General features: G+C 64.8%; 16 protein-coding genes and 1 tRNA gene. 5 read left to right on the forward strand and 12 right to left on the reverse strand.

Going from position 1 to position 14,302, the window contains the following annotated elements; genetic code table 11:
* Positions 1 to 469 precede the first annotated feature (469 nt).
* Positions 470 to 985, forward strand: a complete 516-nt coding sequence (locus ACPYOG_RS15690) for an HNH endonuclease (RefSeq protein WP_090040309.1) — start codon at positions 470 to 472, stop codon at positions 983 to 985.
* 185 nt (positions 986 to 1,170) lie between these two features.
* Here ACPYOG_RS15690 and ACPYOG_RS15695 read toward each other — a convergent pair whose 3' ends face one another.
* The 4 genes from ACPYOG_RS15695 to ACPYOG_RS15710 are packed head-to-tail and all read right to left on the reverse strand — an operon-like array spanning position 1,171 to position 3,498.
* A complete protein-coding gene (locus ACPYOG_RS15695; protein ID WP_481295108.1) occupies positions 1,171 to 1,941 on the reverse strand; it encodes an ABC transporter permease in 771 nt (256 codons plus the stop codon).
* A complete protein-coding gene (locus tag ACPYOG_RS15700) occupies positions 1,938 to 2,801 on the reverse strand; it encodes an ABC transporter ATP-binding protein (RefSeq protein ID WP_481295109.1) in 864 nt (287 codons plus the stop codon). Before ACPYOG_RS15700 ends, ACPYOG_RS15695 begins: the two co-directional genes overlap by 4 nt.
* Positions 2,798 to 3,166: a DUF1048 domain-containing protein gene (locus tag ACPYOG_RS15705; RefSeq protein ID WP_481295110.1), complete on the reverse strand. Its 369-nt coding sequence runs from the start codon at positions 3,164 to 3,166 to the stop codon at positions 2,798 to 2,800. The genes ACPYOG_RS15700 and ACPYOG_RS15705 overlap by 4 nt, the downstream gene beginning before the upstream one ends.
* A 2-nt stretch (positions 3,167 to 3,168) precedes the next feature.
* On the reverse strand, positions 3,169 to 3,498 hold the full coding sequence (locus ACPYOG_RS15710) for a PadR family transcriptional regulator (RefSeq protein WP_481295111.1): 330 nt from the start codon (positions 3,496 to 3,498) through the stop codon (positions 3,169 to 3,171).
* A 131-nt stretch (positions 3,499 to 3,629) separates the two neighbouring features.
* On the opposite strand from ACPYOG_RS15710, the gene ACPYOG_RS15715 reads away from it, so the two are divergent.
* Both ACPYOG_RS15715 and ACPYOG_RS15720 read left to right on the forward strand, forming a co-directional pair.
* A tRNA-Arg gene (locus tag ACPYOG_RS15715) sits at positions 3,630 to 3,704 on the forward strand.
* 317 nt (positions 3,705 to 4,021) lie between these two features.
* A complete protein-coding gene (locus tag ACPYOG_RS15720; RefSeq protein ID WP_481295112.1) occupies positions 4,022 to 4,210 on the forward strand; it encodes a hypothetical protein in 189 nt (62 codons plus the stop codon).
* 150 nt (positions 4,211 to 4,360) lie between these two features.
* Here ACPYOG_RS15720 and ACPYOG_RS15725 read toward each other — a convergent pair whose 3' ends face one another.
* The 6 genes from ACPYOG_RS15725 to ACPYOG_RS15750 form a co-directional block, all read right to left on the reverse strand.
* Entirely contained in the window at positions 4,361 to 4,687 is a 327-nt protein-coding gene (locus tag ACPYOG_RS15725; RefSeq protein WP_481295113.1) for a DUF4234 domain-containing protein, read from the reverse strand.
* A gap of 225 nt (positions 4,688 to 4,912) precedes the next feature.
* Positions 4,913 to 5,110 carry a hypothetical protein gene (locus ACPYOG_RS15730; protein WP_481295114.1) on the reverse strand — a complete coding sequence of 66 codons (198 nt, stop codon included), beginning with the start codon at positions 5,108 to 5,110 and terminating at the stop codon, positions 4,913 to 4,915.
* 30 nt (positions 5,111 to 5,140) lie between these two features.
* Positions 5,141 to 5,314 carry a hypothetical protein gene (locus ACPYOG_RS15735; protein WP_481295115.1) on the reverse strand — a complete coding sequence of 58 codons (174 nt, stop codon included), beginning with the start codon at positions 5,312 to 5,314 and terminating at the stop codon, positions 5,141 to 5,143.
* A 113-nt stretch (positions 5,315 to 5,427) separates the two neighbouring features.
* Entirely contained in the window at positions 5,428 to 5,853 is a 426-nt protein-coding gene (locus ACPYOG_RS15740) for a hypothetical protein (protein ID WP_481295116.1), read from the reverse strand.
* Between the two features lie 166 nt (positions 5,854 to 6,019).
* Positions 6,020 to 6,595, reverse strand: coding sequence for a helix-turn-helix domain-containing protein (locus tag ACPYOG_RS15745; protein WP_481295117.1), 576 nt, complete (start codon positions 6,593 to 6,595; stop codon positions 6,020 to 6,022).
* Between the two features lie 66 nt (positions 6,596 to 6,661).
* Complete coding sequence (locus tag ACPYOG_RS15750; RefSeq protein ID WP_481295118.1) at positions 6,662 to 7,825, reverse strand: tyrosine-type recombinase/integrase; 1,164 nt, start codon at positions 7,823 to 7,825, stop codon at positions 6,662 to 6,664.
* A gap of 168 nt (positions 7,826 to 7,993) precedes the next feature.
* Here ACPYOG_RS15750 and ACPYOG_RS15755 point away from each other — a divergent pair, with 168 nt between their 5' ends.
* On the forward strand, positions 7,994 to 8,323 hold the full coding sequence (locus ACPYOG_RS15755; RefSeq protein WP_481295119.1) for a hypothetical protein: 330 nt from the start codon (positions 7,994 to 7,996) through the stop codon (positions 8,321 to 8,323).
* Positions 8,324 to 8,331: 8 nt separating this feature from the next.
* Here ACPYOG_RS15755 and ACPYOG_RS15760 read toward each other — a convergent pair whose 3' ends face one another.
* A complete protein-coding gene (locus ACPYOG_RS15760) occupies positions 8,332 to 10,938 on the reverse strand; it encodes an AAA family ATPase (RefSeq protein ID WP_481295120.1) in 2,607 nt (868 codons plus the stop codon).
* A gap of 444 nt (positions 10,939 to 11,382) precedes the next feature.
* Positions 11,383 to 11,655 (reverse strand): hypothetical protein, encoded by a 273-nt coding sequence (locus ACPYOG_RS15765; protein WP_481295121.1) that lies wholly within the window; start codon positions 11,653 to 11,655, stop codon positions 11,383 to 11,385.
* Positions 11,656 to 12,355: 700 nt separating this feature from the next.
* On the opposite strand from ACPYOG_RS15765, the gene ACPYOG_RS15770 reads away from it, so the two are divergent.
* Positions 12,356 to 14,302: DEAD/DEAH box helicase (locus ACPYOG_RS15770; protein WP_481295122.1), on the forward strand; the 1,947-nt coding region annotated here is incomplete at its 3' end.

Here is a 14,302-nt window from a genome sequence, read left to right on the forward strand (position 1 = left end):
CCCCCCCCCCCCCCCCCCCCCCCCCCCCCCCCCCCCCCCCCCCCCCCCCCCCCCCCCCCCCCCCCCCCCAAACCAAACCCCCCCCCCCCAGATTAGCGAGTGTCTCGTGGGCTCGGAGATGTGTATAAGAGACAGTTCTGACACTGCGTCATGCAGTCGCAGATTCGGAGGATCCGATGGCCGGAACACGTTCCGCCGGGCCGCTCAGTGCGACCGGGTGGGACGAGCGCGGCCTTCTGGCAGGATCGAGCGTTCCGCTCTCCCGCTGGGGCGACTTCCTCGCCTGCCGCCACCACGTCGAGGCCTGCCACCGCCACCATGTGGTGTGCCACCACCATGCCGCCTCCACCTTGGGCGCTGTCCGCACGGACAGTGCCCATTTTGTTTGTATACGCAGCGTTGATAAACACACCGTTCGTGTACGCAGCGTTCGCCCGGACACCCCTTTCGCCACCCAGGAAGGCCGCAGATGAAGACTCTGGTTCTCAACGCCAGCTACGAGCCGCTCGGCGTGATCGCCACGCGACGCGCGGTCCTCCTCGTGCTGAGCGGGAAGGCCTCGACCATCGCCGGGAGCGGGGCGAAGCTGCACAGCCGCTCCCTGGTCCTGGATGCGCCGAGCGTCGTCCTCCTGAACCAGTTCATCAAGGTGCCGCACCGCCGCATCCCGCTCACTCGCAAATCCGCACTGGAGCGGTACGGCCACGTCTGCGCCTACTGCGGCAAGTACGGCGACACGCTCGACCACGTCATCCCGCGCGCCCGCGGCGGCACGCACACCTGGGACAACGTCGTCATCGCCTGCTTCCGCTGCAACAACGTCAAGTCGGACCGCCTCCTCGCCGACCTCGGCTGGAAGCTGCCCTTCGAGCTGAAGGAGCCGCACCTCAACATGGCGTCCCTGATCAGCATGCGCTGGAACGACCCCAACTGGGAGGAGTTCACCGAGCCCTGGCGCCGCCACGAGCTGCAACTCGCCGGCTGATGCGCCGCGCCGCTCGGGCGGGCGGGCCGACATTCGTGACGAATGTGCACTCCGGCTCGGTCTGAGTGAACATTCGTGACGAATGTCCGCCCGGACGGTGACCCCACCGCGGGAACGACCGAAGCGGGAGGTCCCGAGGGAGCCTCCCGTTCGGCGGCCGGGTGTCCGGCAGCGGTGACACCCGGTCAGCCTGCGGTGACCTTGCGTCGGTAGCTAGCGATGGCGAAGCCGTAGGCGACGACGAGGATTCCGACGAGCCAGGCGAGCGCGATCCAGATGTCCCCACCCACCGGCTGCTGCTCGAACAGTGCCCGGATGGTGTTGACGATGGAGGTGACCGGCTGGTTCTCGGCGAACCAGGCCACCGGTCCTGGCATCGACTGCGTCGGCACGAACGCCGAGCTGATGAAGGGCAGGAAGATGAGGGGGTAGCTGAACGCGCTCGCCCCATCCACTGTCTTCGCGGAGAGTCCGGCGATCACGGCCAGCCAGGTGAGGGCGAGCGTGAACAGGACCAGGATGCCCGCCACCGCGAGCCACGCTCCGACCGACGCTCCCGTGCGGAAGCCCATGATGAGTGCGACACCGACGACGATCGCGACCGAGACGACGTTCGCGATCACCGAGGTGAGCACGTGTCCCCAGAGCACGCTCGAGCGGGCGATCGGCATGGACTGGAACCGTTCGAAGATCCCGCCCTGCAGGTCGAGGAACAGCCGGTACGAGGTGTACGCGACGCCCGACGCGATGGTGATGAGCAGGATCCCGGGCAGCAGGTAGTTGACGTACGAGCTGCTGGATCCGGTGTGGATGGCGCCCCCGAGCACATACACGAACAGCAGCATCAGGGCGATCGGGGTGACCGCGGTGGTGATGATCGTGTCCGGGCTGCGCAGGATGTGACGGAGCGAACGACCGGTGAGCACACCGGTGTCAGCGAGAACGTTGGTGGTCATCGTGCTTCCTTTCCGGAGGGGACGGCGCGCTCGGCGCGGTCCACGTTCGTTGCCTCTTCGGCGGTTGCGGTTGCGCCGGCCTCGCCGGTTTCACCGGTTTCGCCGACCAGCGCGAGGAAGACCTCCTCGAGCGTCGGCTGCTTCTCGACGTACTCGACCTTCGCGGCCGGCAGCAGGCTCTTGAGCTCGGCGAGCGTACCGTTCTGGATGATCGTCCCCTTGTGGAGGATAGCGATCCGGTCGGCGAGCTGCTCGGCCTCATCCAGGTACTGCGTGGTGAGCAGCACCGTCGTGCCCTGCCCGGCGAGGCGCTTGACCGTGTCCCACACTTCGATCCGCGCCTGCGGGTCGAGGCCCGTGGTCGGCTCGTCGAGGAAGATGACCGGCGGGTCGCCGATCAGGCTCATCGCGATGTCGAGCCGGCGCCGCATCCCGCCGGAGTAGGTGGACGCCTTGCGCTTGCCGGCCTCCGTCAGCGAGAAGCGGGCGAGCAGGTCGTCCGCGATCGCGCCCGGGTTCTTCAGGTGCCGGAGCTTGGCGACCAGGATAAGGTTCTCGCGTCCCGTGAGCACCTCATCCACTGCGGCGAACTGCCCGGTCAGGCTGATCGCCGCGCGCACATCGCCCGGCTTCTCGGCCACGTCGAGGCCGCGCACGGTGGCCGTGCCCGCATCCGCTCGCAGCAGCGTGGTCAGGATGCGGACCAGCGTCGTCTTGCCGGCCCCGTTCGACCCGAGCAGGGCGAAGATGCTGCCCGCCTGCACGTCGAAGTCCACTCCGCGGAGCACCTCGACATCCGTGAACGACTTCTGGATGCCGCGGACGCTGATGGCCGCGGTGTCCGTCATGGTCGCGCTCATTCGTTCTCCTCCTTTTCCGCCTCCTGGACCGCCTTCGTGAGGCGTGCCCGCTCCTTGTCGATCCACTGCGTGCCGCCGTAGGACTGGGTGAACGTCTCGGCGAAGCCCACCGGGTCGTCCCCGACGATCGCGCTGATCGGCGTCCCGTCGACGGCCGCGCGCTCCCACAGGTCGGCGAAGTCGCCGAGCATCAGGATGAGCGTGTCCCCGTCGGTCAGGCCGCCGTAGTACATGAAGTAGCGCTCGAATGCCTTCGCGGCGCCGCGGTACGGCTCTGGCAGGGCCTCCAGGCGGGCCTTGTACTGCCGGTACTGCTTCTTCTGCTCGAGGGAGCCCGTGAGCGCCTCGATCCACTTCGCTGCCATGGTCAGTTGTCCCCTTCGCGGAGCTGTGCAATACGTTCTGTGAGGAAGCCCCACGTCCTCCAGAACTCTTCGAGGTAGTCACGACCCCGGGCGTTGAGGGAGTACACCTTGCGCGGCGGTCCCTTCTCGGACGGCACCTTCTCGACATCCACGAGCCCTCGCTGTTCGACGCGCACCAGGAGGGCGTAAATCGTGCCCTCCGCGATGTCGGCGAACCCCTGGTCGCGCAGCCACGCCGTGATCTCGTACCCGTAGGCCGGCTGGCGCGCCAGGATGGCGAGGACGATGCCCTCCAGCGTCCCCTTGAGCATCTCGGTCTCTTGCTTGCCCATGGGACTTCCCAGCTAGTCAGTGTTGCTGATTACCGGTACATAGTAAGCCTGAGTACCGGTAGATAGCAAGACTGAATAGTGGGGGAATTTTGCCGGGTGGAGGGGAGGGGTTCTGTAGACTCGGTGGGCCAGCCTCTGTAGCTCAATGGAAGAGCAGTTCCGTCCTAAGGAAACGGTTGGGGGTTCGAGTCCCTCCAGGGGCACCATCTGGGTCCGATGAAATCGCTGGTCAAGGGCAATTTTTAGCGAGGCGGCCCTCGGCGGATTTCGTTTTTGCCCACAATTTGCCCACAGGAACGCCGGAAAACTCTAAGAAACTCTAAGAGTTCCCGTGAGATCTCTGAGTCTGTGTTTCAATGACGAAGAGTCCTTGGGAAGCAATCGTGGTGGGACCACGGCCCGGGGTCCGGATGTGGGCCTCTAGAGCCTTCTGTCGGCTTGGCCTCCTTGCTAGCGAACCTCGCCGCATCGCGTCATACCGTCGTATGACGTGCGGCATGTCCGCGAGCTCTAATGTGCTGCCATGGCCCCTGACTTTGCGCACATCCTCATCAACGCGCTGCCGCAGGTCTGGAACACCGTCGTCGCGTTCTGGGTCCAGCTGCTGTCCAGCCCTGCCGTCTTCTGGCCTCTGCTCGGCATGTTGGCCCTTGGACTTCTGACGCGCCTGGCGCCACGAACGTCGCCGCGTCGACGCCGACGTCGCGCGTAGCTCCCGGGCTTCGATCGCGAATAGACGGGGCGGCTTCTCATTACCGGAGTCGGAGGAATGGACGACCTGCGGTGTGAGTCGTGCCAGTAGAAACGAAAGCGCCCCGCGCGACCAACAGGTCACGCGGGGCGCTTTTCGCGTCATGCCGGGTCAGGCGACGGCGGGCACCGTTCCGACGGAGGCAATCTCGTCGCGCTTGTTGAGCCCGCTCTGGACGATTGCGCCGCCGATTGGGCCGAGGAGCAGCAGCAGGACGAATGCAGCGCCGGCGCCCCGGCCGGAGACGCGCGCGGTGGCGTCCGAGAATCGCCACAGCCACCAGAAGCTGACGATCGGGACGATGTAGAGCCAGGTGGTCGGGACGGACTGTCCGACACGGTTCAGGTCGCCACGGGTTCGCGCGAGCCACACGATCCAGTAGATGCCGAAGGTGATGAGGGGCAACCAGAATACGGCTGCGGGACTACGACGCTTCACGGGGTCCTTTCGGGTACGGGGTTCACCTGATGTTATTGGCCAGGCCTCCCCGCTTCGTAGACCCCGTTCGGGGCAGTGGCCCAACGGTGCGCGTCAGGCTGTCAGGTGAATCGGCGAACCGTCCCAATCACCCGAGCCAGAGCACACACGACGATCGTTAGCGAGCTCCCGCCAGCGGGGCTGGTCCGTCCGCGGAGCCTGTCGTGCGTCAGCCGTACTGCAGAGTCAGTCGGGGAGGATGCCCGTAGCTTTGGTAGGGATATCGAAGGCATCAAGGTCGAGCTTGGCTTCGATGATCTCGATTCGCCTGTCCATGACCTGCACAGCGAAGATTACGTCGCTCAGCATCTTCTGGTTGATGTCCACAACGTGGGCGGTCGAGTTATCGACGTCGTGCTTTGCGGCTGCTTCGTCGACCTTCATGTCCAACCATTCTCGAAGTTTCATTGGCGCTCAGTCCTTCGCCTTGTCGAGGCGCTCATCGAGGGCGATGACGCTTCGCACCAGCTGGGCGACGACGTCTCTCACCTCTTCGACTCGTCGACCGAGGTTGTGGGGATCGCCACCCTTCAACCAGGCGTCTGTCAGGTCCAAGGCATGCCTCAGATCGTCTGTGATTGCGCTCATCTGGATCCTCTCGAATTCGGGGCGAGCGGCTGGCACCGCGCAGTCCTCTGTCGGAACCTTAGGGGAAATCGCCCGGTCGGTGAACGAGCGGCACGATCCTGGGTTCAGTACCGTCAGTACGCCTTTGGCTTCAGCTCGACGTCAGGGAGCGCCGTGGTCCGGAACTCGGCGCGGTGTGCCACAGCCCGTTCCACAAGCGCGTAAACCCGGTCGTTCAGTGCGTCGCCTGGGTAGTAAGCGGAGAAGATCGATTCGGCGTCGTCGGCGCTTTCGATGTCGAGCTCGGCGACGAGGCTGACGATGTCGGCGGTGTCACGTCCGGGTCGGCCCATCGCGGCGCGGAGCTTCATGGCGAGAAGCGCATCGGCCGGCGCCACTTCGACGCGGACACCGTCGCGGTCGTAAAGCGGTCTCCAGTCGACGGACTTGCCCCAGTCGGGGAAGAACTGCGAGGCATTGGAGTTCAGCCAGTCCGACGGCCAATCGCGCTCGACAGCGATCCGCTCGGCGATGCGAATGAGAGCGTCGTGCGGGTCCAAGCGTGCGTCGACATCGACCGTTCGGCGGCGGTCGATGTGGGAGAGCGCCAGAGCAGCACCTCCCACGATGCTGATCCGGACGGGCCCGATCCCTGCGGCTTGGACTCGTTCGATGAGATCGTTCAGTCCATCGATGAGTGAGTCGCGGTCAAGACCAGGTAGTTGATCAGACACTGGCGAGCGTTCCCTCTTCGATCAGGATGCCCCGTTCGAGGAACTCGGGCGGCACCCTGGACACATCCGGTGCGTCGTCGAGCGGGTGCAGGTGCGGGGCCCGCAGCTCAGCGTCTTCGGTAATCGCTTTATTCGTCCAGAGCGCCGCGGGCAGACCCGCCTGGCGCAGCCGGTACGCGACGGTGCCGGACAATGCGGCGTCCCAATCTCGGCTGCCGGTGCTTTCTGGCTGTGCGACGACGAGCGCCGCAACGACCAGTGGGTCTTCCTTGGCCAGCCCATCCGAGAGGTCGAGGAGCGCGCGAAACGCGCCGTCCCGGCTGCCCTCGTGGACGGCGGTGGCGATGCGCGCTGCCGTTTCGACGGCGCTCGGATGGGCAGTCGGAATGAGGAGGAGTCGATGCCGGGCGGCGCGCGCGAGGTGCGCTGCGGACGCGACCCCGGTGTCTCGCTTGCCGCGTTCGACGCCAGAGACGATCGGTTGGTACGTGTCCGCGCGGTCTGCGATTTCTGCCTGACTGAATCCTGAGGCCTTGCGCGCGGCCCGAATCAGATCCGCGAATGCCATGCCACTCACCTCCTTACTTTTATACTCAATTGAGTATAACTCCTTACCCGCTCAGATAGGGGTGCGTCAGTCGCTCCATAAGCTTCCTCCGCTCTCCGACAGGACCCGCTCGTTGAGCCGATCGGCGACCGACCCGAGATCGTCCTCGAAGAGGTCGGCATACGTGTCCAGCGTCATCGCAGCAGACTTGTGCCCCAGCATGCGCTGGAGGGCCTTGACGTTGGCGCCGGCACTCACGGCCAAGCTGGCGGCGGTGTGTTTGAGATCGTGCGGGGTCATGTGGTCGAGTCCGGCATCGCGCAGCGCCGTTAGCCACCAGGACTGCCGGTTCCAGGCAGTGTCGGGTCGCGCGAGATAGCCGCCCGCTCGTGCGGGGAAGACGAGGTCGTCACGTTTCTTTCCTGCGATGAGCTGCTGGAGGCGTGGGGCGAGGAATGCGGGGAAGGGCACCGAACGAGCTTCCCAGCTCTTCGGCGGCCCGACGTGGATGAGACCGTCTACTTCTGTCGCGGTCTGGTGGATGGCCAGGCGGCAACGCTCAAGGTCGATGTCGTTCACGGTGAGCGCGACAGCTTCGCCCCAGCGGATGCCGGTGTAGGCGAGTGTCAGCACGAGGACGCTGCGCTTCGCATCGGGTACCGCTCGTGCGAAGCGGAAGACCTCCTCGTTGGTGAGATACCGGCGGCGCTTCTTGGTTCCCTTACGTGGAAGGTTGCTCGCACCCCGAGCCGGGTTCGCCGGAATCCTGCCATCACGTACGGCAACATCGAGGATCCCGGCGAGGATCCCTACCGCGCGCAGGACGACACCGGCCGATCGTGGCTTACCGGCATTGCCCACGCGGACCCGCACCGTGACCGCCTTGCCTTGGCTCAGTTCTCGGATCCACTTCTCGACCGCGGAGGGACGGATTGCGCCGATCGGTGTCGCTGCCCAGCGCGGCTCGACGTAGACGCGCCAGGCGATGCGGATGGGGGAGAAGCTGGAGGGTTTGAGTGCTTGCTCCTTGTTGGCGAGCCATTCCTCGGCGAGCTCACGGACAGTGATCTTGGATTGGGACGCCTCGAAGTAGGTGCCCTTCATCATCGCTACTTCGACGGTTGCGTTGTAGAGCTCCGCTTCGCGCTTGGTGCGGAACCCGCGCTTCTCGCGTTGCTGGTGTTCGGGGTCGCGCCAGCGCACGCGATAGCGCCGGCCTTTGGCCGACTCGTAAGCGTCGATGCTTCCCACCTGCAGAACCTAACGCTCGCCACCGACGGGGCCCGCTGGCATTGATGAGAGCAAGCGCGTTCGCCGGCTATCTGAGGATGGGTGCACTCTGGACGTGTGAGAGAGCCGCCGGAACCAAAGCACTTGGGAGCATCGGACGAAGAGGCAGTTGAGCTTTGTCGGGAGTGGATGCGTTACCTCGGCGCCACAGATGCGGTCGTCGCTGCGGGTGAATCCCGCCGGGTCTGTGACTTGTATGGATCTCGCTATCTCGGATGGGTCGAGAACAAGCGAGGCAACCTGGAAGTCGAGCTCGTTGAGCGTGCGGCGGCAGTTGTCGCGGCGGACGGTCGTCAGGGGTTGGTCTTCGCGCGCCATGGCGTTAGTCCGTTTGCTCGAGTTAGAGCCGACGAACTCGCGATCGCTATTTTCTGGTTCGACGTTCAGGGCGGCACGCTGGATGGTGTGAACATGCTTGGCCGTGATTTGCTTGCGAAGGCTGCGGCTTCGCCGAACTAGCGCTCGGGTCATCGGATGCCGACCGAGGACGCTTGAGGATCAGGCGCCGTGGCGATCTGTGGTGCAGGCGTTCGAGCAGCTCGCCGAAGTTCGGCCTGCGCCGCAGCTCGGGACTTCGCCATTGTCTCTTCGAGTGCGCTTCGTTGCATCATCTCGACCAGTTGCGACTTTGCTGAGTCCGCGGTCGAGGCCACCAGAACTGCGGCATTGTGCTGCTTCCCACGAGTGAGCCCGACATAGAGGCCCGCGGCATCGACACCGGGTCCAACTAGGGCGCGGTCGGTGGTCTCGCCTTGGACTCCGTAGACGGTTGTCGCGTAGGCAAGGTGAATGTGCTCTTCGGCGTAAGTGAGACTGACTTTCCGAAGGTCGGTCGTGTCGGCGCTGGCGGCAAGGATCAGATGGTCGTCGCCGATCGCCTTCACTATCCAGTTTTGACGGTTCTGCACGTCTGCGGCGCTGTCGTTACGTCGCGTCTGGACGACGTCACCCACGAAGATTGGCTGCCCGAACTGCCCGGCGAGTGCACGCCCAGGACGGATCGCCCCGGATTCGAGTCGGCGGCGTTGGATGGCTTCGCTGATCTGCTGTGCTTCGGCGTGCGTCGACGTGACTAGAGCAATCGTTTCACGGTGCTGTGCGGCGTCGAGCCATCCTTCGACCATAGCTTCGCGGGCGGACACGTCGTTATCTGCCAATACGACATGGTCTGTCCGGATGAGCTCGTTTGCGATCTCGTGAATTTCGTCTGGGCCGTGTGGGTCGCGGAGACGAAGAGCGAGTTGCGCCCACGCTTGGTCGTCAAAGCGGTGGGTAGTTGTGAGTTCGACGCGATCGGGTGACCGGCGCCAGAAGAGTGCCATGGCTCCGGAGTGTCCGACTGGCAGTGCTTGGCGCTGGTCGCCAACGAGAGCCAATCCGGCTCCGGTGGCATGCGCGACATCAAGAAGTGCCGACGCGGCCTCAAGATCCAGCATTCCGGCCTCATCCACGACGATGCGATCGCCAGGATTGATGCTGATCCGTGGGCCGCGGTAGCTGGTCCCTGTGTCCGGGTCAACTTCACCGACCAACAGCCGCCGCCATGCAGTTGCTCCCGATGCAACGGTCGCCCAGCGCCATCCGTAGTCGTACAGAAGTTGGTGCAGCGACGACGAGGAACTCATTGTTTCGCGTCCCGCTACGGCGGACGCCTTCTTAGTCGGCGCGACGATGATCATCCTCTGGCCACGTCGCCGCAGAGCGGCGCCGGCGACCTTGAGCATGGTGGTCTTGCCGGTGCCGGCGGGGCCGGAGATGACGACGTTGCCGGACGTGCCACCGATTGCGGCTGCGCCAGCGAACTGTCCCTTATCGAGTGTCCGATCAGGCTCGATTGCCCGCGCGATCGCGGCGACCTCTTCGATGTCGAGCACTTGTCCGGGCGCGGAGAACGCCTCGATCTTTTGGGCGACGGTGGCCTTCAGTGTGGCGGTGGAGACCGCCATGAGGTGTTTGACGTGGTTCGGGGCGTCCGGTTCGGAGATGAGCGTCACCGTGTGCGAGTGCGCCACGACTTCCTCAGCGAGCTTGGCGAGTTCGTCTCGGTCGGCGACAATGCCGGTAGCGGCGATTGCGCGGAGCGCACCGGCCCGGACGTCCATGATGCTGAAGCGACCGCCGCTGCCGGTCGAGCGGACGTCCGCGTCGACAACGGCCTTCGCGGCTAGCAACTCGAGGTCGAGATCCTGAGCGGCAACGCTAGGTTTCCGGGCAGGAGAGCGTTGCATGCCGATTGTGGGGTCGGCGGTAAAGAGTTCTTCGCGGACGAGCGAGGCCCATCCGTCTTCGTCCAGCTCGCCCGGCTTGTTGGGCCGGCCGACAGCCCACGCCCAGTGGTCGATCTGACTGAGCACATTGTGGGAGGGCTCCTGCCCGGGGTTCTGCGCCTTCCACCAGGCGATCCGCGTCGCCCGGTTGGCTTCGATCTGCGCGGACCGCTTCGAAAGCGGCCGCACCAGATGCTGGAGCTGGGTGATCTCGCCGTCCTCATTGAGGGTGAAGCCTTTCGCCGCGAGGGCGGAGATCCAGGTGGGGTCAGTGCGGGAGGCGAGGTCGCCTTCGGCGTTAATGACGTTTTGGAACCGGAGTGCGACGCGGGTGTCGATGTTGGACCATTTGCCGTCTTGCCCTTGGACCTTGACGTTCAGCCAGAGGTGGCGGTGCTTGTGCGGATCCAACGTGCGGGAGCGTTCGTGGCGGAGTTCGACGACCTCGATTCGGGCGAGGTTTTCGCGGGTGGCGCCGCCTTTGCCGCGGCGAGCGTTCAGCTCGGACTGCCACAGCTTCACAATCCGGTCGCGCAGCCGGTCTTGGAGGTCCTCGTACGCGGCGGCCAACTCGGGGTCGAGCATGGCGGCGATCGAGAACGACTTCGGCGCGTTGATCGTCGCATCCAGAATCAGGTCCGCGACCGGGGACTCGAGATCACGGCCCCGCCGCTCCCCGGTGAGCGGGTCAAGGCCGTCGACCCAGTCCTTGAGCTGCACCCGGGTGAGCAGGTCGTCACGGATCGCACCGTTCTCCACGATGTACCTGGTCATGACGGCGTCGGCGTAGTCGGCGGCGGCGATCACCCCGTCGGCGGTTTTGGCGGTGAGAGTGGCATCACAGACACCACTGAACGCGTAGTCGACCGCTTGCTTGACCCCGTGGGAGGACTGCCCCCGCTTCCACCTGGCTACTCCACCTCGCACCTGCACTCACCTCCCTCAGTTTCCGAATTTGGGCAGTCTTGTCTCTTGTTCGAAAATCTCTCTCTACCTATTACTTCCGGTTGGGCGGGCGTTTTAGCGCGCATTTGGCGCGCACGCGGACCCTCCCGGCAAGCAGCTCCCTCCGTGACCCGGCCGGATCCGGCATGCTCGCGATGCTGGTGACGAGGCGCGGTGTCGCGCGGCCTCCGAAGCGAATGCCCTCATACCTACACGTTGTGTTTCGAGGATGGTTTTGACGCGCAAAACGCAAATTCGTTCGATCCAGATGTCAGCCAGGACCCAAACCGGATGACGGCCGAAGATCTAAGCAAGTGCTCTTTGGGATTGTGGGTGCGCGACGAGCCTCGTCAGATTGACGAAGGGCACGCACGCTGTTTCGGCGGTGAGTGCTGCGAGCCATCCGATCGGGGTGCGGGGGTCGGCGGCGATCGCCCACCCATCCAACACGTATTGGCTGACGGTCTCCACGCATTCCTTCTTCTCGGCGGGAGTCGGGTTGGAGGACCCTTCCACTCCGAGGAGCCCTCCTTGCAGTTCTGGGGCCATGTCTCCGGTATCGATGATGAATACCCGCATCTCACTCACTCCCAAGGTCGATCGTTTTTGAGCGCCTTTCCGGCGAGTGATCGAGAGCGAGTGAGAGGTGCGCAGTGCCGGGACCGTGGAGTACCGGGGGAGCGAAGCGGAGGAGGCTACGCCGCGAAAGCCCGGCACGGAGTACCGGGAGGGAGCTACGATCGGGCGGCGGAAAGGCACTCAAACCTCAGCAGGGCAGCGCCGCGAGCGGCGTCTTCGACTAGACCCTAGTGGAAACGTATGTGGCGCCGGAGTCGCGCACGGAGAGCCGACGACGGCCCTCAAGAGTGAGCCGGCAGTCCGCAACCAGAGGCCTTTGTCCACGTGGAGGTGGCCCTGTAGCGCCCACGATTTGAGACTCCGGGCAGCGCGCGTACCACTGCAACCAGGTTGACACGGGGCCTCTTTTGAAATGGGCTGGTGCAGGCCCTTCCACTTAAGTGCCTACGTGCATTGGCTCTTGGTCTTATCTCTCGGTCTTGGGTTTCCCTGTCCCTTTGCTTGATCTCCACCTCTATCTTTTGCGTTGGTCCTCGCATCTATCTCTTGCACTTGGTCTAGCTGACTTCGCTCCGACCCTTCACCTGCTTGTGCGTCGATGGGCGCGAGGAACGGATTTGTGACAACTGGTAGTTAGCAGTCAGCAACGTCGGTGCTTGTCGATAGTCTCGAAGTCGGGTTTCGAGTCGGAAGGGTCGCCGTGCGGCTAGAAGACATCGCCGCGACTGCGCGGCTGGCAGGCATCGTGCCGGGGCGCGCCGTGACAGTGTTGGCGGCGCAGACGCACGGGGCGAACGCGGTCGAAGTTACCTATCGGGACGGCAACGGCGCGCTCGGGCAGGTAGTGCTCTTCCGCGCCGATGAGGAGAGGATTGCGCCGCACCTGGAGTCCGGCCGTCCGTTCGATGCGGATCCGCGCGACTTCCGACTGGCTGCCGAGGCGCAGCGGATCATGCTAGCGGGACTGCACGATCCGATGCTCGCGGTGGCTACGAGCGATGTGCAGCCGCTGCCCCACCAGATCCGCGCGGTCTATGGCGAGTTGCTACCTCGCACGCCGTTGCGTTTTCTGCTGGCCGATGACCCCGGCGCGGGCAAGACGATCATGGCCGGGCTGTATATCAAGGAGCTCATCCTCCGGGACGATGTGCGCACTTGTCTGGTCGTAGCTCCTGGTGGATTGGTGGAGCAGTGGCAGGACGAGCTGGCGTTGAAGTTTGGCCTGGAGTTCGAGATCCTCGCGCCCGGCGCGGAGAACACAGCGCCAGACAAAAACGTGTTCGAGCAGAAGCGTCTGCTCATCGCACGCATGGATCAGCTCGCTCGGAACGATGTACTGCTGGAGCAAGTTGAGCAGGCCGAGTTCGACCTCGTGGTCGTGGACGAGGCGCACCGCATGAGCGCGTCGTGGTTCAGCGGCGAGCTGAAGGCGTCAAAGCGATTCCAGCTCGGCGAGCTGCTGAGTGAGCGCGCCCGCCACTTCCTGCTCATGACGGCGACCCCGCATAACGGCAAGGAAGAGGACTTCCAGACCTTCCTCTCGCTGCTCGACCGTGACCGATTCGCAGGCCCCGGTGACCGGCACGCGCAGGCCGGCACGGCCGACGGGCTGATGCGTCGAATGGTGAAGGAGAAGCTCGTCACCTTCGAGGGGCGTCCACTGTTCCCCGAGCGGATCGCCGAGACGGCCTCGTACCGGCTGTCGCCGGATGAGCAGTTCCTCTACGAGGAGGTGACCGAGTACGTCCGCAACGGGATGAACCTCGCCGACAGGCTGGAAGGCAAGCGGAAGAACACCGTCGGGTTTGCGCTCACAGTCCTCCAGCGTCGCCTCGCCTCGAGCCCCGAGGCGATCTTCCAGTCGCTTCGCCGCCGCACCGACCGGTTAGAGCGCACTCGCGCCGGCCTTCTCGACGGCATCCTCGAAGCTCTGCCCCGCGATGCCCCCGCCTCGCTGCTCGGCGACGACCCCGACAACGGCTTCTTCGACACCGATGAGCTGGACGCCGCCGAGCTAGAGGAAGCCGAAGAGGAGCTCGTCGACGCCGCGACTGCGGCGCGCACCGCGGCCGAGCTGGAGACCGAAATTGCCGATCTGCGGCGGCTCGCCGAGCACGCTCGGAGGCTGCTGGATTCGCAGCAGGACGTGAAGTGGCGCGAGCTTCGCGGTGTTATCGAGAGCCAGGTGCTCACGACGCCCGACGGTAAGCCGCGCAAGCTCATCGTCTTCACCGAGCATCGCGACACGCTCAACTACCTGGAACGGCGCATAACCCAACTCCTTGGCAAACGCGAGGCCGTGGTCACCATCCACGGCGCGGTGCCCCGCTACGAGCGACGCCGTGTAACGGCTGAGTTCACCTCGAACCCCGAGGTGCAGATCCTCATCGCCACCGACGCCGCGGGGGAGGGTCTGAACCTCCAGGCCGCGCACTTGATGGTCAACTACGACCTGCCGTGGAATCCCAACCGCATCGAGCAGCGGTTCGGCCGCATACACCGAATCGGGCAAACCGAGGTGTGCCGGCTGTGGAACCTCGTCGCTGAGGACACCCGCGAGGGCGAGGTGTTCATACGCCTGCTCGACAAGATCGAGGAGCAGCGCGCCGCCTACGATGGCGAGATCTTCAACGTGCTAGGCACCTCC

This window comes from Leifsonia sp. HAY1-4F (genome assembly GCF_056755275.1).

What these genes read in the sequence shown, in the direction of transcription:
- ACPYOG_RS15690 (WP_090040309.1), top strand. Translation starts at nt 470, where the DNA reads ATGAAGACTCTGGTTCTCAACGCCAGCTACGAGCCGCTCGGCGTGATC.
- ACPYOG_RS15695 (WP_481295108.1), bottom strand. Translation starts at nt 1,941, where the DNA reads ATGACCACCAACGTTCTCGCTGACACCGGTGTGCTCACCGGTCGTTCG.
- ACPYOG_RS15700 (WP_481295109.1), bottom strand. Translation starts at nt 2,801, where the DNA reads ATGAGCGCGACCATGACGGACACCGCGGCCATCAGCGTCCGCGGCATC.
- ACPYOG_RS15705 (WP_481295110.1), bottom strand. Translation starts at nt 3,166, where the DNA reads ATGGCAGCGAAGTGGATCGAGGCGCTCACGGGCTCCCTCGAGCAGAAG.
- ACPYOG_RS15710 (WP_481295111.1), bottom strand. Translation starts at nt 3,498, where the DNA reads ATGGGCAAGCAAGAGACCGAGATGCTCAAGGGGACGCTGGAGGGCATC.
- ACPYOG_RS15720 (WP_481295112.1), top strand. Translation starts at nt 4,022, where the DNA reads ATGGCCCCTGACTTTGCGCACATCCTCATCAACGCGCTGCCGCAGGTC.
- ACPYOG_RS15730 (WP_481295114.1), bottom strand. Translation starts at nt 5,110, where the DNA reads ATGAAGGTCGACGAAGCAGCCGCAAAGCACGACGTCGATAACTCGACC.
- ACPYOG_RS15735 (WP_481295115.1), bottom strand. Translation starts at nt 5,314, where the DNA reads ATGAGCGCAATCACAGACGATCTGAGGCATGCCTTGGACCTGACAGAC.
- ACPYOG_RS15745 (WP_481295117.1), bottom strand. Translation starts at nt 6,595, where the DNA reads ATGGCATTCGCGGATCTGATTCGGGCCGCGCGCAAGGCCTCAGGATTC.
- ACPYOG_RS15755 (WP_481295119.1), top strand. Translation starts at nt 7,994, where the DNA reads ATGCGTTACCTCGGCGCCACAGATGCGGTCGTCGCTGCGGGTGAATCC.
- ACPYOG_RS15765 (WP_481295121.1), bottom strand. Translation starts at nt 11,655, where the DNA reads ATGCGGGTATTCATCATCGATACCGGAGACATGGCCCCAGAACTGCAA.